Annotated in this window: 15 protein-coding genes; 9 read left to right on the top strand and 6 right to left on the bottom strand. The window is 34.4% G+C overall.

Features of this window, described 5'->3' with window-relative positions; genetic code table 11:
• Positions 1-94 precede the first annotated feature (94 nt).
• Entirely contained in the window at positions 95-2,656 is a 2,562-nt protein-coding gene (glnD, locus tag QY331_12800; protein WKZ68830.1) for a [protein-PII] uridylyltransferase, read from the top strand.
• Between the two features lie 17 nt (positions 2,657-2,673).
• On the top strand, positions 2,674-3,486 hold the full coding sequence (gene murI / locus QY331_12795; GenBank protein ID WKZ68829.1) for a glutamate racemase: 813 nt from the start codon (positions 2,674-2,676) through the stop codon (positions 3,484-3,486).
• A gap of 146 nt (positions 3,487-3,632) precedes the next feature.
• Here the strand turns inward: murI and QY331_12790 are convergent, their stop codons facing one another.
• Genes QY331_12790 through QY331_12775 form a run of 4 tightly spaced genes read right to left on the bottom strand, consistent with a single transcriptional unit; the run spans position 3,633 to position 7,187 of the window.
• A complete protein-coding gene (locus QY331_12790; GenBank protein WKZ68828.1) occupies positions 3,633-4,166 on the bottom strand; it encodes an NUDIX hydrolase in 534 nt (177 codons plus the stop codon).
• 13 nt (positions 4,167-4,179) lie between these two features.
• Positions 4,180-4,716, bottom strand: a complete 537-nt coding sequence (locus QY331_12785; protein ID WKZ68827.1) for a lipocalin family protein — start codon at positions 4,714-4,716, stop codon at positions 4,180-4,182.
• 48 nt (positions 4,717-4,764) lie between these two features.
• The gene (locus tag QY331_12780) at positions 4,765-5,145 is read right to left on the bottom strand and encodes a YkvA family protein (GenBank protein WKZ68826.1); all 381 of its coding nucleotides are present in this window, start codon (positions 5,143-5,145) and stop codon (positions 4,765-4,767) included.
• Between the two features lie 2 nt (positions 5,146-5,147).
• Positions 5,148-7,187, bottom strand: a complete 2,040-nt coding sequence (locus QY331_12775; protein WKZ68825.1) for a S9 family peptidase — start codon at positions 7,185-7,187, stop codon at positions 5,148-5,150.
• 194 nt (positions 7,188-7,381) lie between these two features.
• Between QY331_12775 and leuS the strand changes: the two genes are divergently transcribed.
• From leuS to fbp, 5 genes are all read left to right on the top strand, one after another.
• Complete coding sequence (gene leuS / locus QY331_12770; protein ID WKZ68824.1) at positions 7,382-9,850, top strand: leucine--tRNA ligase; 2,469 nt, start codon at positions 7,382-7,384, stop codon at positions 9,848-9,850.
• A gap of 105 nt (positions 9,851-9,955) precedes the next feature.
• On the top strand, positions 9,956-11,233 hold the full coding sequence (gene serS / locus QY331_12765; protein WKZ68823.1) for a serine--tRNA ligase: 1,278 nt from the start codon (positions 9,956-9,958) through the stop codon (positions 11,231-11,233).
• Between the two features lie 40 nt (positions 11,234-11,273).
• On the top strand, positions 11,274-13,022 hold the full coding sequence (locus tag QY331_12760) for an ABC transporter ATP-binding protein (GenBank protein ID WKZ68822.1): 1,749 nt from the start codon (positions 11,274-11,276) through the stop codon (positions 13,020-13,022).
• 3 nt (positions 13,023-13,025) lie between these two features.
• Positions 13,026-14,810, top strand: coding sequence for an ABC transporter ATP-binding protein (locus QY331_12755; GenBank protein WKZ68821.1), 1,785 nt, complete (start codon positions 13,026-13,028; stop codon positions 14,808-14,810).
• 15 nt (positions 14,811-14,825) lie between these two features.
• Positions 14,826-15,842: a class 1 fructose-bisphosphatase gene (gene fbp / locus QY331_12750; GenBank protein ID WKZ68820.1), complete on the top strand. Its 1,017-nt coding sequence runs from the start codon at positions 14,826-14,828 to the stop codon at positions 15,840-15,842.
• Positions 15,843-15,893: 51 nt separating this feature from the next.
• Here fbp and QY331_12745 read toward each other — a convergent pair whose 3' ends face one another.
• Positions 15,894-16,154 (bottom strand): hypothetical protein, encoded by a 261-nt coding sequence (locus QY331_12745; protein WKZ68819.1) that lies wholly within the window; start codon positions 16,152-16,154, stop codon positions 15,894-15,896.
• A 168-nt stretch (positions 16,155-16,322) separates the two neighbouring features.
• Here QY331_12745 and QY331_12740 point away from each other — a divergent pair, with 168 nt between their 5' ends.
• Together QY331_12740 and QY331_12735 are read left to right on the top strand one after the other, a co-directional pair.
• Complete coding sequence (locus QY331_12740) at positions 16,323-17,282, top strand: glycosyltransferase family 9 protein (protein WKZ68818.1); 960 nt, start codon at positions 16,323-16,325, stop codon at positions 17,280-17,282.
• Positions 17,279-18,559, top strand: coding sequence for a glycosyltransferase N-terminal domain-containing protein (locus tag QY331_12735; protein ID WKZ68817.1), 1,281 nt, complete (start codon positions 17,279-17,281; stop codon positions 18,557-18,559). The genes QY331_12740 and QY331_12735 overlap by 4 nt, the downstream gene beginning before the upstream one ends.
• 229 nt (positions 18,560-18,788) lie before the next feature.
• On the opposite strand, the gene QY331_12730 is transcribed toward QY331_12735, so the two are convergent.
• Positions 18,789-20,162, bottom strand: coding sequence for a hypothetical protein (locus QY331_12730; protein WKZ68816.1), 1,374 nt, complete (start codon positions 20,160-20,162; stop codon positions 18,789-18,791).
• Between the last annotated feature and the right edge of the window lie 152 nt (positions 20,163-20,314).

Raw genomic sequence — 20,314 nt, 5'->3', positions numbered from 1 at the left:
CGGGAATCTTTATATATTGCAGTTTCGTTTTTGAATTAACACTGTTGTTAATGATCATTGGGTTTAAAACAAAACTTATTAGAATGAATTACTTATGATTGAGAAACTTCAAATAAAAAAATTATTTAACGAAGAAAAACAATCGTTATTTAATGATCAATCATTACTGAAAGATTCTTTCAAGTTTTGTATGCAGTATAGTTTACTTGTAGAAGATTTTATACGCAGAATTCTGTTTAATAAAAAAATTGATTTTGCTGTTGCTTCAGCGGGAAGCTTTAGTAGAAGAGAACTTTCGCCGCATTCGGATATTGACTTAATGTTTATTTGCCGAGATGTAATAGGTAATGAAGAAATTATTAACGAATGTATCACCGATTTGTGGGATTGTGGACTAGAGGTTTCACATACTGTACGCGATTTTAGCGATATAATGAGATTTTTAACAGATGATCTTCATTCGTTTACGCAGTTTTTTGAAACTAGAATAATTTGCGGTGATGATGGTGTTTACAATGATTGGAATAATCTGATTACAACTTCGCTGAAGCCTGAAGATAAAAAAAATCTTCTATTAGAATTTTTTGCCGACACAAATCTTCGCCATGCAAAGTACGGGGAATCCTCAAAAGTTTTAGAACCAAATATAAAATTTACTGCCGGCGGGTTACGCGATCTTCAAGCTGTAGAATGGATGTATGCACTTAAAAACGGTATCATTTTTTCTAACCAAAATGAAATAACTCAAACAGAAGCATTTGTTGATGTTATTAAAAAGAATAAAACCGTTAACATAAAATCTGCCGCACGTATTATTCACAGTTATAAATTTATTCTGAATGTAAGAAATCATCTTCATCTTATTTCACCATCAAAATCGGATAGATTAGAGTTTTCAGCTCAAGAGAAAATTGCAAACCGCTTAGAATATTCGCATGACGGTTGGCATGAGTTTATGAAAGATTATTTTTATGCCGCAAGTATTCTGAAAAGATTTGCAAAAACAATGATATTAAGATTTGAAGAAGAAATTTCAAAACCTATCTCAGATTATTTAGCGATAGAACTTGATGATGATTTTGTAATGAAAGAAAATAAAATTTCATTGACAAATCCTAATGCAGAAATTGATCTCGCAAAAGTACTCAGAGTATTTTATTACAGAGCTATAAAGGATGCAGTCTTTGATGAAAATCTTCGCTCAAAGATAATTGATCTTTCCGTGATCTCTCAAGAAGAACTTAAACCGGAAAATGTGTCTTCTACTTTTTTTAGAGAGTTGCTAAGATTACCGAAAAATGTCGGAAAGACAATAAGTATGATGAACGAGCTCGGTGTGATTTCTGCATTCTTAACCGAGTTCAAGGAGCTAGTCGGATTTTTCCAACCCGGAGTTTATCATTGCTATACCGCTGATGAACATACAATTATTGCTTTAAGTAATCTTGAAAAATTGAAAGAAGAAAATTCAAGAATGGGTAAAATCTTTTATGAAATTGATAGAAGAGATTTACTCTACCTTGGTGTTTTGTTTCATGATATTGCTAAACCTATTAGTGTATCCGGACATGAAATAATCGGTGCCGAAATTGCTTCATCAATTATGGAAAGGTTAGGTTATGAGCAGGAAGAAATAAATCTAGTAAGATTTTTAGTGAGACATCATTTAACAATGGAGCAAGTTGCATTTAGAAGAAATCTCAATGATCCGATTACTTTAGATCAATTTGCCGCTAATGTTCCATCAGTTGAAGCGCTTGAGATGTTGTATTTACTAACCTTTGCAGATCTATCGGCTGTAAGTCCGGTTGTCTGGACGCAGTGGAAAAGTGATCTTCTATTTGAACTCTATAGAAAAACCAAAATGATGCTGGAAGACAGAGTAACCGGGGAACAATTAATTTATGCAGATACACTTGAAGTAATCAATGAAAGAGTTAAAGAAGCCGGCGAAAATATACGGCAACATTTAGAAGCATTTGACGATTTGACATACCTACAACAATTCTCAGAAGAAGAAATTAATGCTCACGTTGAAGAAATCGCCAACGGTGAAGATACTTCTGTATTCTTCAAAGAAGAAAAAGAGTTTACAAATATTACGGTCATTACAGAAGATAATGAATCCGTTCTTGCAAGGTTATGCGGTGCACTTTCAATCAATGATTTAAATATTCACGACGCACGTATCTTCACTAGAAAAGACGGACTGATAATAGATAATTTTAATGTGAGTGATTTTAGGACAAATAAAAAAGTTGATAAAGAAAAGTACGATAAAATTAGGGAAGACATAATTGCTTCAATCAATAATCAGCTTTCTATCAATAAAGAGTTCAAGAGAGTTAAATCAAAATGGTGGCGCTTAGAAGACAAGTTCTTTAGTAGAAAAGGTACTATAAAGATCAACTTTGAGAAACACCAAAAATATACAATCATTGATATATTTTCGCCGGATAGATTAGGACTTCTTTACCAAATAACACGCAAGTTTTTTGAACTTGGGATCAGTATTTACTTTGCAAAAATTTCAACTAAAGGCGATGATGTTGTTGATTCATTTTATGTGTTAACTCAAACCGGTAGAAAAATATCACCAAATAATTTTGAACTAATAAAAAAAGAATTAACCGAAGCAATCGAACAAATGATATAGGTGCAATTTTGAACTTTATGAATAAAACAAATCCGGTTGGAATATTTGATTCCGGTATCGGCGGGTTAACGGTTGTAAAGCAGATGGATCAATTTATTCCAAACGAGAATATGATTTATTTCGGTGATACTGCACGTGTGCCGTACGGTAATAAATCAAATGAGACTGTGATAGAATATGCAATTCAAGACACAAAATTTTTATTAAAGAAAAATGTTAAGATGATAGTAGTTGCTTGCAATACGGTATCATCAGTTGCATTGAATAAATTAAGAGAAAATTTTGAGATACCAATTGTAGGTATGATTGAACCGGGCGCTAAGTCGGCAATTGAAAACACAACGAATGGTAAAGTCGGAGTAATCGGAACTTATGCTACTATAAATAATAAAGCATATTCAGCTGCTCTGAAGAAGCTTGACAAAAAATTGAAAATTTATGAAAAAGCTTGTCCATTATTTGTCCCTTTAGCAGAAGAAGGAATGGTTAATCATCCCGCTACAAAACTAATAGTTAAAGAATATCTTGATGAATTAAAAAAACAAAAAATTGATACGTTGATTTTGGGTTGTACACACTATCCACTTCTGTCTAATGTAATTCAAGAAGTAATGGGGGATAAGGTTACGCTTATTGATTCCGGTGTTGCTGCAGCTTCCGTTGTAGAAAACTATTTATTCGGTCGAGGTCTAAGAAATGAATCACATCAAATAGGAAAACGTGATTTTTATGTAAGTGATTTACCTGCAAAGTTTAAAACTATTGCCGACACTTTTTTAGGACGACATATTGAACATCTTACTAAAGTTGATTTGGAAGAACTTATATAAAATCTCAAATCCGAAATCCTAAAACCTAATCTCTAAACAAATCTTAAATTCGAATCGCGAAATTCTAAAAGAAACTGAATGGATATGTTCGGTTTATTGCTTTGTATTTTGTGTTTTGAATTTGTTTAGGATTTAGAGCTTAGAATTTAGGATTTATTCAAGTACATCATAATTCCGCTTATTGTTTTAGCATCTACAATTTCGCCACTTGCAATTTTTTGTTTTATCTCGTCAATAGTAAACTCGAATATTTCCATTCCTTCTTCGCCTTCTTCGCGTGCATGTTCACCCGCAGTTAGATTTTCCGCAAGATAAATGTGAAGTATTTCATTACAAAAACCCGGTGTTGTATAAATGTGTCCAAGTTTAGAAATTTTACCGGCAGAATATCCGGTTTCTTCGGTAAGCTCGCGCTCGGCACAGAGTTGTGGTTCTTCGTTGTTATCTAACTTTCCGGCCGGTAATTCCAAAATCCATTCTTGAAACGGATAACGGAATTGTCTTACCATTATAATTTTGTTTTGATTTGTCACTGCAACAACAACTGCACCGCCCGGATGAATAGCAACTTCTCGTCTACCTGTATTTCCGGTTGAATCGTATTCAATTTCATCGACCTTTAAATCAAATACTTTTCCTTTAAATAATATGTCACTTTTGAGTAATCTGAATTTGCTCATAAACTTTTCTCGTTTATTGATAACAGGATTGATCGGTAACGATCATTTTGCTGGAATCAAATCCTTTGCGATCTGCTACTTCTTTTAATTGTTGAATTATTTTTTCGTCCAACAATGGAGTTCGTGATAGAATCCATAAATATTCTCTACTTGGTGAACCGACTAAAGCATATTGATAATCATCATCTAATTCCAGTATCCAATAATCTCCTTTGAACGGCCAGAAAAATTGGACTTTTAGTTTAGCATTGTTGCTTCCTTCTACAACAAATGCTTTCCCGTTTACTTGATCAATTTCTCCATCTGCGCTATCCTCATTACAAGTATTTGTTACTCGAAGAGTTTCCGAATCGATCAGTGAATATTCGGCAGTTGTGCAATGGCAACCTTCCTCAAATCTGTTTGGAAGCAAAGCAATTTCGTACCACTTTCCGAGATACTTTTGAATATCAACATACTCAACAGTTTCAAGCGGTGCATAATTGCCACCGCAATTGAAAATGAAAATACTTATAAAAGATATTAACAATAGAATTCTAAAATTTTTCATAAAGTACCTACTTCATGGCACCTTCGTGTTCTTTGTGGTGAATAAACTCTAGTCATAAAAAGGAATAAGTTCACTTCCCATATACTTGAGTACTGCAGTAATAACACCGAGATCATCAAGGTAACCGATTAATGGAGCAATGTCGGGAATCGAATCAATCGGACTGATAAAATAAATCAATGCACCGACTACGATCGATTTACGATACCAAGCAATCGATGGATCAACCATATACTTAAAAAGCGCTTTGATATCTTTCGCGAACGAAATTTTCTTGCCAATTCTTTCGATCTTTTCCCAAAGATTCTCTTCAACATATTGTTTCCCGAGATCAACTTTTATCGCGTTATTGTACTTACCAGTAAATTCCTTTTCAATTTCTTCTTCTGATAGATCATCAAGATCGAACATGTCATCTTTATCGTTCATCTTCAATTCTCCTTTTTATATTTTTCAAACCAATCATAAAGTGTATTCCACCATAGTCTGGCGTTTCTTGGTTTTACTACAAAATGATATTCATCAGGATAATATAAAAATTTACTTTCCACTTCCAATCGCTGCAAAGTTGAAAAGAATTCCATTGCTTGTGTTTCTGGTACACGGAAATCCAAAGCGCCATGAACAATTAATGTCGGTGTTTTCATATTTTCGGCATACATATGCGGTGACCATTTCTGATAAAGCTCACGATTTTGCCATGGAGTTCCACCAAATTCCCATTCGGGGAACCAAAGTTCTTCTGTTGAACCCCACATACTTTCTAAATTAAATACTCCGTCATGACAAACAAGCGCATTAAATCTATCGGTATGTCCGTTAACCCAAGCAATCATATAACCACCGTAAGATGCACCTGCTGCGAATGTATTTTGGGGATCGATAAAATTATAATTTGCAATTGCATAATCATAAGCATTCATTAAATCGGTATAAACCTTTCCTCCCCAATCTTGAGAAATTTCATCGGTGAATTGTTGACCGTAACCTACACTTCCTCTTGGGTTTGGTGCAACTACTACATATCCTCTTGACGCAAACATTTGAGTATTCCATCTGTAATGGAAATCGTCAGTCCATGCACCTTGCGGTCCACCGTGAATTAAAAATATCATTGGATATTTTTTATTAGGATTAAAAAATGGAGGTGTCACAATGATCGATTGAACTTTTGCACCTTCAGCACCTTCGCTCCAGAAAGTATTAAACTCACCAAACTCAATTTGCGAGAGAAGTTCAGCATTTGCTGAGGTTATTTTTTCTAAGTTGCTTCCATCTTTATTGATTGAGAAAATTTCATGTGGTTGATTGTTTCTCTGTTGTTTGAAATATATAGTTTCACCGGTATTTGTTAGAACAAGATTAGAATTTACATGCTTCTCATAAATAGACGAAACATTGCCGGTTGCTATATCAATTGAATATATTGAGTTATTGACTTCATTTGATGCATCGAAGTAAATTTGCTTTGAATCTTTCGACCAAACAATTTGTCCGAATGAGATATCTTTGTTTTCGCTAATATTTTTTAGTTCACCGGTTTCGCGGTTATATAGAACCAAAGATTGTTTGTCGGCTTCAAATCCGGCTCGAGCCATGGAACGAAATGCAAGGTATTTACCATCAGGCGAATAAACTGGTTGATTATCGTTTCCTTCACTTACTGAAATCTTTTTATATTCAGGTGATTTACCTTTTCCCAAATTTTCAAGTGAAACTATAAATACATCGTTATTAGTATTCCAAGCTTGCTTGCCGGAGTTGTTCATAACAAATGCGGCTTCTTTACCATCGGGAGAAATTGCATAATCTTGGCTACTGCCTAATGCAATTGTTGGAATGTCTGTTGTGATACCTTGTGTTAAATCATAATATTCATTCTTAGCCAAGTCCATTAAGAATAAATGCGAACGTTTTGGTCCTCTCCAATCATTCCAATGTCGATAAAAAAGTTCATCAAAAATGTCGGCATCATAACCACGATTTGCTCGTTCTTCGTCTTTTTGTTTGTTGCAGTCTTGAGTTTCGCACTCCGGCCAAACTGAAGAAATAAACAAAAATTTAGAGCCGTCATTTGACCAAACTATTCCGGAAGCGCCTGTATATATATCAGTTAATTGCTCTTCTTCTGTTCCGTCATGATTTGCAATCCAAATTTGTCCTGCTCTTTGAAAAGTTAGTTTTCCATTTGGAGCAAATTTTGGAGAGGATTCGTTGACTTCAGTTACTTTGAATGGACGTAAATTATTTCCATCTACATCAATTAAGTAAATATCGGTATTGCCTTTGTTTGATTCAAAACTATAAATTGTTTGATCGAAGGCGATTGTTTTGTTATCGGGAGAAACATCAAACGAACCGATTCTTTTCATTGCCCATAAATCATCAATTGTGATTGCACGTTTTTCTTGTGCCGATAATTGTAAAATTGAGAACAAAGAGATCAGTAGAAATAAAAATAGTTTTTGCATCATTTACCTCGAATTTTCGGAAAGTTTTGATCTTAAAGATACTTGAAGGACAATATAATTACAATTCACTTCGAGATTTCTTTGATTTCAAGCTCAATTTTCAATTCGACTTTATCTATTGCATCCCACATTCCTTGCTAAACCCCCCTTTATTTGATAATTTTCAGTTTCTTTTAAATAAACATATGGATTCTATGCGTTATCCTTTTACTGAAACCGAAGCTAAGTGGCAAAAATATTGGGAAGATAAGAAAGTTTATAAGACTGATCTCTCCAACAATCAAAAGAAACTCTACACACTTGTTATGTTTATATACCCGTCCGGATCAAAACTTCACATTGGTCACTGGTATAATTACGGACCCACAGATTCTTGGGCTCGCTTCAAAAAATTGCAAGGTTACAATGTTTTTGAACCAATGGGTTATGATGCATTCGGACTTCCAGCAGAAAATTATGCAATTAAAACAGGCGTACATCCTCAAGATTCAACTTTAGAAAATATTAAAGATATACGAGAACAGTTAAAAACTATGGGCTGCATGTACGATTGGGATGCGGAACTGATGACTTGTGTCCCGGAATATTATAAATGGAATCAATGGTTGTTCTTGCAGCTTTATAATAAGGGATTAGCGTATAGAAAAAATGCGCCTGTTAATTGGTGTCCTTCATGCAATACCGTTTTGGCAAACGAACAAGTTCAACAAGACGGAACTTGCGAGCGATGCGGAACAGAAGTTGAAAAAAAGAATCTTACTCAATGGTTTTTTAAGATAACTGATTATGCCGATGAATTACTTTCCGGTCTAAATAAAATTGATTGGCCCGAAAAAACAAAGTTGATGCAAACGAATTGGATTGGAAAAAGTACCGGAACCGAAATTGATTTTAAAATTGAAGGACACGAACAAAATCTTAGCGTTTTTACGACTCGTCCGGATACGTTATTCGGTGTAACTTATGTTGTGCTTGCACCTGAAAATGAACTTGTAGAAAAAATTACAACAGAAGATTACAAAGAAAAAGTTAATGAATACATAAAATCAATTCAGAGTTTGTCAGATATTGAAAGAACTTCGACAGTAAAAGAAAAAACCGGGGTGCCTACCGGAGCTTTTGCTATCAATCCAATTAATGATGAAAAAATTCCGATTTGGGTTGCCGATTATGTACTTGCAAGCTACGGAACCGGATGTGTTATGGCAGTTCCAGGACATGATGAAAGAGATTTTGAATTTGCAAAGAAATTTAATCTACCGATAAGAAAAGTGATTTTAAAACCCGATACTAATGAAGATGATGAATTAACGGAAGCTTACACAGAATCCGGCATGATGGTCAATTCAGGTAAATTTACGGGTAGAAATTCAATTGACGGTAAAAAGCAAATTACTGATGAACTTGAAAGAGAAGGAAACGGCAGAGCTAAAATAAATTATAAATTACGTGATTGGCTGATTTCCCGTCAACGTTACTGGGGAACTCCGATTCCTATTGTTTATTGTGATAATTGTGGCGAGGTTCCTATTCCGGAAGAAAAACTTCCAGTAGAACTTCCTTATGATGTTGAGTTTAAACCTGACGGCGGTTCACCTCTTGCAAAAAATGAAGACTTTGTAAATACAACTTGTCCGAAGTGTGGTGATGCTGCAAAACGAGATGTTGATACCATGGATACTTTTGTTGATTCATCATGGTACTATTTGCGTTACTTAAATCCAAATTTTTCTGGGGGAATGTTCGATCCTGAATTAGCAAAGAAATGGGAACCGGTTGATATGTATGTCGGTGGTGCCGAACATTCAACTATGCATTTACTTTATGCCCGGTTCGTTCACAAATTTTTGCGCGATATTGGATTGGTGAAAACCGATGAACCTTTTGCAAAACTGCGACATCAAGGAACAATTACAAATAACGGCGCAAAGATGTCGAAGTCAAAAGGAAACGTTGTTAATCCAAACTCATTTATTGAAAATTATGGATCGGATGTATTCCGAATGTATTTGATGTTTATGGGTCCTTATGATCTTGGCGGCGATTGGAGTGATAAAGGAATTGTCGGAGTTGATAGATTTGTTCAAAAAGTTTATCAATTAATTACCGAAAGAACAGGATTTTCTAAATCTCATCCGTCAAAAGAGAAATATAATATGAGTGAACTGAATGAAGATGAAAAATCAGTTTATCAAAAAGTAAATCAATCACTCAATAAATTTTCTGATGAAGTTGATAATCTGAGATTCAATACTGCTGTTGCTGTTCTAATGGAATTAACAAATGAGTTGAGCAAACATTTAAGTAATTGTTCAAACGATTTGCAGACTTACTCATTAGAAAGATTATCGGTAATGTTAGCTCCGTTAGCTCCGCATCTTGGTGAGGAATGCTGGAATTTACTAGGAAACGAAAAATCAATTTTCGAAGAAAATATTTGGTTTGAAGTTGATCAAGATGCGTTAGTTGTTGATAAAGTTACGATTGCAGTTCAAGTTAACGGAAAACTTAGAGCCGCGATTGATGTTCCGGTTGATAGCGAACAAGACTTCATTAAAGAAAAAGTATTTGCCGAAGAAAAAGTAACGCATCACACAACCGGCAAAACTATTGTAAAAGAGATCTACGTAAAAAATAAAATTTATAACATAGTTGTTAAGTAATCTTTGTGACCCTTTGCGAACTTTGTGGTGGATAGTGTGTTAAGTTACACAGAGAACCACTGAGAAAACACGGAGAACCACGGAGAAATCAGGAGATAGTTTAGAATGTTAGATATCAAGTTTATTAGAGAAAATCCGGAAGTAGTGAAAGCTGGAATTAAAAATAAAAATGAAAAGGATACTATCGATCAAGTGCTGGAACTCGATGAAAAAAGAAGAAGCTACATTGCACAAGTAGAGGATTTGAAAGCTCAAAGAAATTCTGCATCACAGCAAATCGGACAAATAAAAAAATCCGGTGGTGATGCATCCGCACAAATCGCAGAGATGAAGCGAGTCGGTGATATGATTTCTGATCTTGATACCCAGTTAGCAGAAGTTGAAGAAAATTTACACAAATTGCTGATCTGGTTGCCGAACTTGCCGCACAACTCAGTTCCGGTTGGTAAATCCGCAGAAGAAAATGTTGAAGTCAGACAATGGTCACCGGAAGGCTTCTCTTTTAAAACAGAAGGAAAAGTTTTAGACCATATAGAGCTTGGCAAAAAATTAAAAATCCTTGATTTCGAAAGAGGAGCAAAAATAACCGGTTCCGGATTCCCGGTTTATGTTGGAAAAGGTGCTCAGTTAGAAAGAGCATTAATAAATTACATGCTTGATCTTCATATTAATGAACACGGATATACCGAAATTATTCCTCCACTTTTGGTAAATCGTGAATCAATGTTCGGCACCGGACAGCTTCCTAAATTGGAAGAGGATATGTACTATGCCGAGAAGGATGATCTTTTCACAATTCCAACCGCAGAAGTTCCAATTACCAATATGCACAGAAGTGAAATTTTGGAAGAGAACCAATTACCAATAAACTATGTTGGATATACAGCATGCTTTAGAAGAGAAGCCGGTTCTTACGGAAAAGAATCAAAAGGATTTTTAAGAGTTCACCAATTCAATAAAGTAGAAATGGTGAAACTTGTTAAACCGGAAACATCCTACGATGAATTGGAAAAGATCACGAATGATGCCGAAGATATTTTAAAAGCATTAAAAATTCCTTATAGAATTTTAATGTTATGTTCGGGAGATTTAAGTTTTGCAGCAGCAAAATGTTATGATATTGAAACTTGGTCACCTGCCGAAAATAAATGGTTGGAAGCTTCATCATGCAGTAACTTTGAGGATTTTCAAGCTCGCAGGGCAAACATTCGTTTTAGAAAATCCGAAAACAAAAAAGTAGAATTTCTTCATACATTAAACGGTTCGGGATTGGCAACAAGCAGATTGATGGTTTCAATTTTAGAGAACTATCAAACTCCTGAAGGAAAAATTATTGTACCTGAAGTTCTTCAAAAGTATACCGGCTTTAAAGTAATAGATTAGTAAATTAATTTAGGATATAGCAGCTCGGTAAATTCAATATATGGATAGTTTATCTTATTTAAATAAATACTTCCTTCGTTACAAAAAGAAACTTGCTCTTGGTGTTCTCTTTATACTCATCTCGAACATCGCGCAAGTTTTCATTCCAATATTTTTGAGAGAGGGAATTGACGGAATTCAGCAGGATGTTAAGTTCGATAAATTATTCGAATATGGATTACTCATATTTATCGCGGCAGTTATTGCAGGCGTTTTCCGATTTTTAATTAGACAAACAATCATTGTTGTATCTAGAGAAATTGAGTACGATTTACGTCAAGATTTTTGGGCTCACATTCAAAAATTATCCCATAGATATTTCCAAAATAACTCCACCGGAAATATAATGGCGCATGCTACTAACGATATCAGCGCTGTGAGAATGTATGTTGGTCCGGCAGTTATGTATTCCATTGATACAGTCTCGAAGTTTATAATAATCATTGCAATAATGATTACAATAAGTCCTCTCTTAACTTTTTATACTTTAATACCGCTTCCGTTTTTATCTTACTTTGTTTATCAATTGAGTAAAAAGATTCATAAAAAGTTTACGCTTATACAAGAAAGCTTTTCGGATTTAACAACAAGAGCTCAAGAAAATTTTGCCGGAATTAGGGTAATTAAATCCTATGTAAGAGAAGACGGAGAGATTAAAAATTTTACAGAACAGAGCGAAGATTATCTCAACAAGACAATGGACAAAGTTAAAATTCAAGCTTTGTTCCAGCCAATACTTTATACAATTGCGGGACTTTCAGTAATCATTGTTGTTTGGGCCGGCGGTGGAATGGTCATAGAAAACGCTCTAACTCTCGGTGATATTTCCGCATTTGTAATTTTCCTCGGAATGTTAATTTGGCCTATGATTGCTTTCGGCTGGATTTTGAATATCATTCAACAAGCTTCTGCAAGTATGAAGCGATTAATCAAAATTCTGCATGAAGAATTGGAAATTCAAGACTCAAAAGCGACACGAACAATTATAAACTCAATTAAAGGCAGAATTGAATTTAAAAATGTTTCATTCAGATATAAAAATGATTTGCCGGATGTTTTGGATAATATAAGTTTTTCAATCGAGCCGGGAGAGACAATTGCGATAATCGGTAAAACCGGTTCAGGAAAAACAACTTTGCTTAATTTGATACCAAGATTATTTGATGCAACAAACGGTGATGTTCTAATAGACGGTTATAAGATAAAGGAAATTCCACTAAAGATATTAAGGCAAAATGTTGGTTTGGTTCCGCAGGAAACATTCCTTTTCTCGGATACATTGAAAAATAATATTCTTTACGGTACAAAAAACGGAAATGATGAAATTGTTAATCATGTTGCAAAAATATCTCAACTTGATAAAGATGTTGAAGGATTTCCTAAAGGTTATGAAACAATGCTCGGTGAAAGAGGAATTACTTTATCCGGCGGACAAAAACAAAGATCATGTCTGGCAAGAGCATTAGCTATCGATCCTAAAATACTCATACTTGACGATTCATTTTCTTCGGTCGATACAAATACCGAAGAAGAGATTTTAAAGCAGTTAAAAGAATATATGAAAGATAGAACCAGTATAATAGTCAGTCATAGAATTTCCACGGTTAAAGATGCAGATAAGATTTTAGTGTTACAAAACGGAAGAATTCAGGAACAAGGAAATCATGAGAAACTCGTTTCACTCGGCGGTATTTATGCTGATTTACATTTCAAACAATTATTGGAAGAAGAACTAAAGGAATTATCATAATTAATGATTGAAACCGGCGACGAAATATTAGGTAAAGCATACGATTCCAAATTAATGCGACGACTTTTGGGTTACGTTAAACCTTATAAAAAGTATGTTGTTATAGCAATTATATTAAACATTGTAGTTGCCGCACTCGGCCCGGTTCGTCCGTATTTAACAAAAATTGCTGTCGATGACTATATAGTTGAGAGCGATTATAATGGTTTACTACTTATATCGGCAATATTGATCGGTGCGTTATTAATTCAATCGGTCATCCAATATTTTTTGACTTACTATACTCAATTGATGGGTCAAAAAATAATTTTTGATCTTCGGGTTAAAATCTTTTCACATATTCAAAAGTTAGCATTAAGATTCTTTGACAAAACTCCGATCGGGAGATTAGTTACAAGAACAACAAACGATGTTGAAGCGTTGAATGAACTTTTCTCATCAGGAATTGTAATGGTGTTCAGTGATATCTTTATCATCTTTTGGATTTTAATTTTTATGTTCTTCATGTCGTGGGATCTTTCGCTTGTAACATTGTCGGTTCTTCCTATTTTAATTTATGGGACTTTCTTGTTTAGAAGAAAAGTTAGAGATGCTTACAGAGATGTAAGATTTCACCTAGCTAGACTTAATTCTTACATGCAAGAACATGTTACCGGAATGAGTATTGTCCAAATCTTTTCCAAAGAGAAAGATGAACTTAAAAAGTTTTCTAATATTAATGCCGATCATCGTAAAGCTAATATTGATTCAATTTTTTATTATGCGGTTTTCTATCCGGTTGTGGAAATATTAAGTTCACTAGCAATCGCTTTAATCATTTGGTACGGCGGCGGACAAGTTGTTCAAAATGCGATGACCATAGGTGTGTTATTCGCTTTTATTCAATACACCGAAATGTTTTTCCGTCCAATCCGTGATCTTTCGGAAAAATATAATATTATGCAAACCGCAATGGCTTCATCGGAAAGAATATTTAAGTTACTTGATAACGAAACATTTGTTAAAAATCCCGATCATCCTAAAGAGTTAAATAATGTTAAAGGTGAAATTGAATTCAAGAAAGTCTGGTTTTCTTATAACTCGGACGAATATGTTTTACGAGACATTTCGTTAAAAATCAATCCCGGTGAAACAATTGCATTAGTTGGTCACACGGGTGCGGGCAAAACAAGTATCATAAATATTCTCACTCGTTTTTATGATATACAAAAAGGTGAAATATTAATTGACGGAGTTAATATTTCCGAATTAGATAAACGCGATTTGAGAAAATTTATTTCAATAGTATTGCAAGATGTTTATCTTTTTTCCGGGACGATCAAATCTAATATAAGTTTAGGTTCGCCTAATGTAACAGATGAACAAGTAATTGCAGCCGCTAAATTTGTCGGTGCGGATAAGTTTATAGAAAAGCTTCCCAACAAATACAACGAAGAGGTCAAAGAAAAAGGCGCAACATTAAGTGTGGGACAAAAGCAATTAATTTCTTTTGCAAGAGCTTTGGCTTATAATCCGCAAGTTCTTATTTTAGATGAAGCAACTTCAAGCATTGATACCGAATCGGAAATATTAATTCAACAAGCGATTGAAAAATTATTAGTCGGAAGAACATCAATAGTTGTAGCACATAGATTATCAACGATACAAAACGCTGATAAAATTATTGTCATGCACAAAGGCGAAATTAGAGAGATAGGAACCCACCAAGACTTACTCGCAAAACAAGGTATATATTATAAATTGTACCAGCTGCAATACAAAGATCAGGAAGTTGTAAAAACTTCTTAATACAGGGAGGAAATAATGGCAAAAACTCGTTTCATGACTTTGCCCAGGCACATTGATGAAGGAGAAAAACTTCATCCCGGGGCAACTGGCGAACTTTCGGCTATTCTTAACCAAATCGGTTTAGCGGCAAAAGTAATTTCACTTGAAGTAAACAAAGCCGGGCTGGCTGATATTCTTGGATTTACCGGAGATGAAAACGTTCATGGCGAACAAGTTAAAAAGCTTGATATGTTTGCGCATGATACATTAATTAGAGCTCTTGATCACACCGGACATTTTTGCGTTATGGCATCCGAGGAAGAAACCGATATCATTCACATTCCGGAAAAACACAAAATTGGTAAGTACGTAATTCTATTTGATCCGCTTGATGGTTCATCAAACATTGATGCGAATGTAAGTATCGGAACAATATTCTCGATCTACAAAAGAATTGATCCAAGTGAAGAGGGTCCCGGTACATTGGAAGATTGTTTGCAGAAAGGTGATAATCAAGTTGCAGCCGGATATATTGTTTATGGCTCGAGTACTATATTTGTTTACACTGCGGGACATGGTGTTCACGGATTTACACTTGATCCTGCATTTGGTGAATTCTTACTTTCACATGAAAATATTGAAACGAAATCAAGAGGTGCTATCTATAGCATTAATGAAGGTAACTATAAATACTGGCATCCAGGATTAAAAAAATATATTAAACATCTTCAGGCACAAGATAATCACGAAAAACCCTACAAAGCGCGCTACATAGGATCAATGGTTTCTGATATTCATCGCAATCTTTTATATGGCGGAGTGTATATGTACCCGGCAGATAAGCGAAATCCGAATGGTAAACTTCGATTGGTTTATGAATGCAACCCAATGGCATTTATAGTTGAAGCAGCAGGCGGTAAAGCAACCGACGGAAAAGGTAATCGAATTCTTGAAATGAAACCTACAGAACTTCATCAAAGAGTGCCGATTTATATTGGTAGCAGAGAAGATGTTGAACTGGTAGAAAAGTTTATAGAAGAAGAAGGCGATTAAAATTTTCCCCGGGATTTATGATTAATTAAAATCCCGGGAAATTGTTTACAGCTAAATCTGTTTTAAATCTTCATTTAGTTTTGAAGCAAGTTCTTGATGTGTAATTCCAACCAATTTTAACTTAGCATTTTTCACACAAATTTCCGGTGCATCACCTTCGCCGGTCATAAATTTATATAGATTAAAACCAAGTCTGTTTCGGTCGTTTGGAATCGGGATAAATTCGGAATACTTTTCTACAATGTTGTAAACTTTTTTTTCTAGCGAATCTGTGGGAAAGAAGTTTGTTGAAGGAGGAGGAAGAGTTGTCATTTTTCACCTTTTCAATTTATAGTGTATTAAAATAACTAAGTTGAATTTTTTCTACAAATTATATTTGTCGAATCACAATTTTATTTAAAGTAAATTTGGAAGCAATGATTGATATTATTGTTCTCCTTCATCAATTTAGGTTATTAGCTGACAAACTATAAAAAAATATTGATTATCCGATTAAGCTCGCTTGGCGATGTACTTCTTACTACTCCGGTTATTTCGGCACTGCAGCAGAAGTTTCCAAACACGCAAATTGATTTTCTTGTAAAACCACAATTTCTTTATGCGGTAAAAACTAATCCAATTCTTAACCACATTTATGAATTTGATAAATCAAAAAATATTGATCTACTTCTTAAGTCATTACAAAAAAATAAATATAACTTGGTAATTGATCTACAAAATAATTTTAGAAGCAGAAAAATTAGTTCAAAATTATCTGCAAAAGTTTATCGTTTTAAGAAACCAACTCTGAATAAATTTTTACTCGTTAATTTTAAATGGAATCTTTTCAAAAAAGTTAAATCAATTCCGCAAATGTATTTTGAAAGTATTCCCGGATTAGATTTCAATTTTCAAAAACCATCTTTGTTTGTTCCTGAGGAAGTTATCTCAAGTGTAAAACCCGGAAAATATATTGGCTTTGCACCGGGATCAAAACATTTCACTAAAATGTGGCCGATTGAATATTTCAATGAACTTGGTAAACTATTAAGTGCGAAAGGCTATACAATTTTACTTTTCGGCGGAAGTGATGATAAAGAAATTTGTCATAATCTTAAGCAAGAAATTCCCGGCGCGATTGATTTATCAACAGAAAATGATTTAATTCAAATTGCTCGCGATATGAAAGAATGCAAATTAATTGTCTGCAATGATTCCGGGTTGATGCATACCGCAGTTTCTGTTGATGTTCCGGTGATTGCAATATTCGGATCAACTGTTAAAGAATTCGGTTTCGCGCCTTATTCGGAAAATTCATTAGTCATTGAAAACGAGGAATTAAAATGCAGACCATGTTCGCATATTGGTAAAGACAAATGTCCGAAGTCACATTTTAAATGTATGTTGGAATTGACTCCGGAATTAGTTCACAATAAAATTGAAAAATTTATTTCATTATGATGATCAAATTACTTCGATTCTTTTACGACTATTTATTACTTCCACTTTTCATTGCGGCGATTTACGTCGCGTCATTATTCAATAATAAAATTAGAAGAGGAATAAGAGATCGAAAGAATTTAGCAGAAAAATTAAAATCCCAAGTTAAAAAACTAGATAAATCGAAAAAGCGAATATGGTTTCATTCATCTTCGATGGGAGAATTCGAACAGGCAAAACCAATTATCGAAGAGCTAAGAAAAAGAGAAGAAGTAATTATAGTTGTTTCTTTTTTTTCACCATCGGGTTATCAGAATTCAATAAATTATTCTTTTGCAGATATTGTAACATACATACCACTTGATTCTCGGAAAAAATGCAAAGAATTTCTGGATGTTCTAAAAATTGATGTCGCCGTTTTCATGCGTTACGATATTTGGCCGAATATGATTTTTGAATTAAGTGATAAAAAAATTCCAACATTATTAGTCGATGCAACAATGCGTTACAACTCTCCGAGAAAGTATGGAGTCGCTAAGATTTTTCATCATCATATATATAAGGAAATAGATAAAATATTAACAGTTTCCGATGAAGACAGAAATAACTTTCTTCAATTCAATTTAGACAGCAGTAAAGTTAAAACTGTCGGCGACACAAGATATGACCGTGTTTATCAAAAAAGTTTGCAGGCAAAAGAAAAAAAATTATTCAAAGAGAATTTCTTTGATGGTAAGAAAGTTGTTGTATTAGGCAGTGCATGGGAATCCGATGAAGAAGTTGTTCTTCCCGCGTTGTTTAAATTAATGAGTAAACATAAAAATTTAATTTTGATAATTGCACCGCACGAACCAACAATAAATCATCTCGAAAAGTTAGAACACCAAGTTAATAAATCAATCGGTTCAATAAGATTCTCGCATATGAATATTTATAATAATCAAAGAGTCATTCTAATTGATTCAATTGGTATTCTACTTAGTTTGTACTACTATGCCGACTTAGCATTTGTCGGCGGCGGATTTAAGCAGAATGTCCATAATGTATTAGAGCCGTCCGTTTATGGTTTGCCGGTACTTTTCGGTCCAAAAATTTATAACAGCCAGGAAGCATTATCATTGATTGAAGAGGGAAGCGCCAGAGTTGTGCACAATAAAAAAGAAGCTTATAGAATCCTCAGTAAATTAATTACCGATGATACTTACAGATCAAAACTCGGACAAATAGCATCCGATTATGTTAAGGAAAACATCGGTGCAACCGCAAAAATTACGGATGAAATTGTTTCCGTTTTGTGAATGTATTAAAAAACCCAACTTCTCAAAGAAGTTGGGTTTTTGGTAAACCTAGAATTATTACTTGATTAACATCATCTTAAATCTATTTTTCCCCGATTATGTTAAGAAAAACATTGGCGCGACTGCAAAAATTACAGATGAGATTGTTTCGATTCTGTGAATAATTCGCAGCAATTTTTTCTATCGAGGGATTGTGCTTTCCGGTGGAGTTAACATTTCTAATACCTTTTTAATTTTTTCCAATCGAAATAAATCCTTTAGAAAAGAATCCGCTTCTGTAATCTTCTCCTACTACTACCACAATATTATCTTTGTAATCCAACCCGAATGTTATCTTAAACTCATCTTGTAACTCCGGATACTCCTTCCATGTATTTCCGTTATAATGTTGAATCGATGATTTATATCCGGCGATAATAAGATCATTCACATCATTTCCCCTCAGCCGCTCAAACCAAGCTCTACTTTCTCCAAATTCGACTAATGATGTTATTTCGTCATTGATACCATTACTGTATCGGTATAGGTTTGTTGAACTGAGTAAATAAAGATGTGTTTCTGTGTTAGTCCAAAGACTTCGTATCGTTCCGTTAAATTGAGAAGGATTGTTAATTACATTTTCGGAGAAGACTATTTCTGCAAGTACATTTTCAATCTTGATTAAAACAGTTTCACCGGTCTCTTCATAACCACTAATCCAGACTATATCCCCTTGACCCCAAACATCCCGCAAATCAACATCCGTCCCACCTGTCCCTACGGGATTCTCTATCTTTCGCCATGACGTGCCGTTGTAATAACGGATATTTCCATTGCCGCCAACAAGATATACCTCATTTGAACTTTTAGCCCAAATTTTGTTAATATAGAACCCTCCTTCATAACCTTTGTCTCCTCCCCAGAAAGTCCAAGTCTTCCCATTCCAGTGTTGAGGTATTGAACCGCCTATCCAAATATCATCTTCCGCTATTGCATAAATACTATACTCTGGAGCAAGTAGAAATCCTTCTTCCACAATTCTCAATGGTTGCCATACTTTACCGTTCCAGTGGACTGCGTTATAAACTTTCGAATCATTCGCCCCGGTTGAGTCTTTTAGGTAAATTGCTCCTACAGCCCAAATGTTGCTCTCGTCTATAATTGCTACATCTCTCAATATGCTGTTTCCGTGTTCACCAAACTCAAATACCTCCCAAGTAAAATTGTGGCTTGTTGTATCCATTGTTACCGCTGTAACTTCATTACTGGTTACTTGATTTTTTTCGCTGGATACATTGTAAGTATAACTCTGAGATGGAAGAAGCGAGTCTTCATACAAAGTTATTTCACTTTCGGTAAGTGCTATTATTTGTGATGTATCTCCGTCTCTAAATAGAATAATCTCATTGGGTAGTTCTAAGTCCGTTGTTGTAAGATTAAGCCAAACTTCAGTAGGTGATGTATCATCAAGTGAAAGAGATAAAGTTGGTTTTGGTTTATCGTTATCCGGCGGAGGTTCGGTTGTGTTACAGGAAACAAGTATAAAGGACAAAGGACAAAGGATAAATGCAAAAGTCAAAAGGGAAAAGTAGATTAATGCCGAATGTGTTTTTATGTTAAACATAGTTTTCATTTTTCAGTTTGATAGTACTTATAATACTCCGCCAAGAAAGTAAAATTAATCTAAGTGAATTTAATAATTCAAATTTAGCAATTATGTTTTTTAATTTCATTTCATTGATAATCGTGAATGTACTAGAGGATTGCTTTCGATAG

The organism is Melioribacteraceae bacterium (assembly GCA_030584085.1).
In the GTDB taxonomy this organism is placed as follows: domain Bacteria; phylum Bacteroidota; class Ignavibacteria; order Ignavibacteriales; family Melioribacteraceae; genus SURF-28.
Note: the sequence above shows the minus strand (reverse complement) of the source record. Positions and strands in the feature narration are given on the sequence as shown.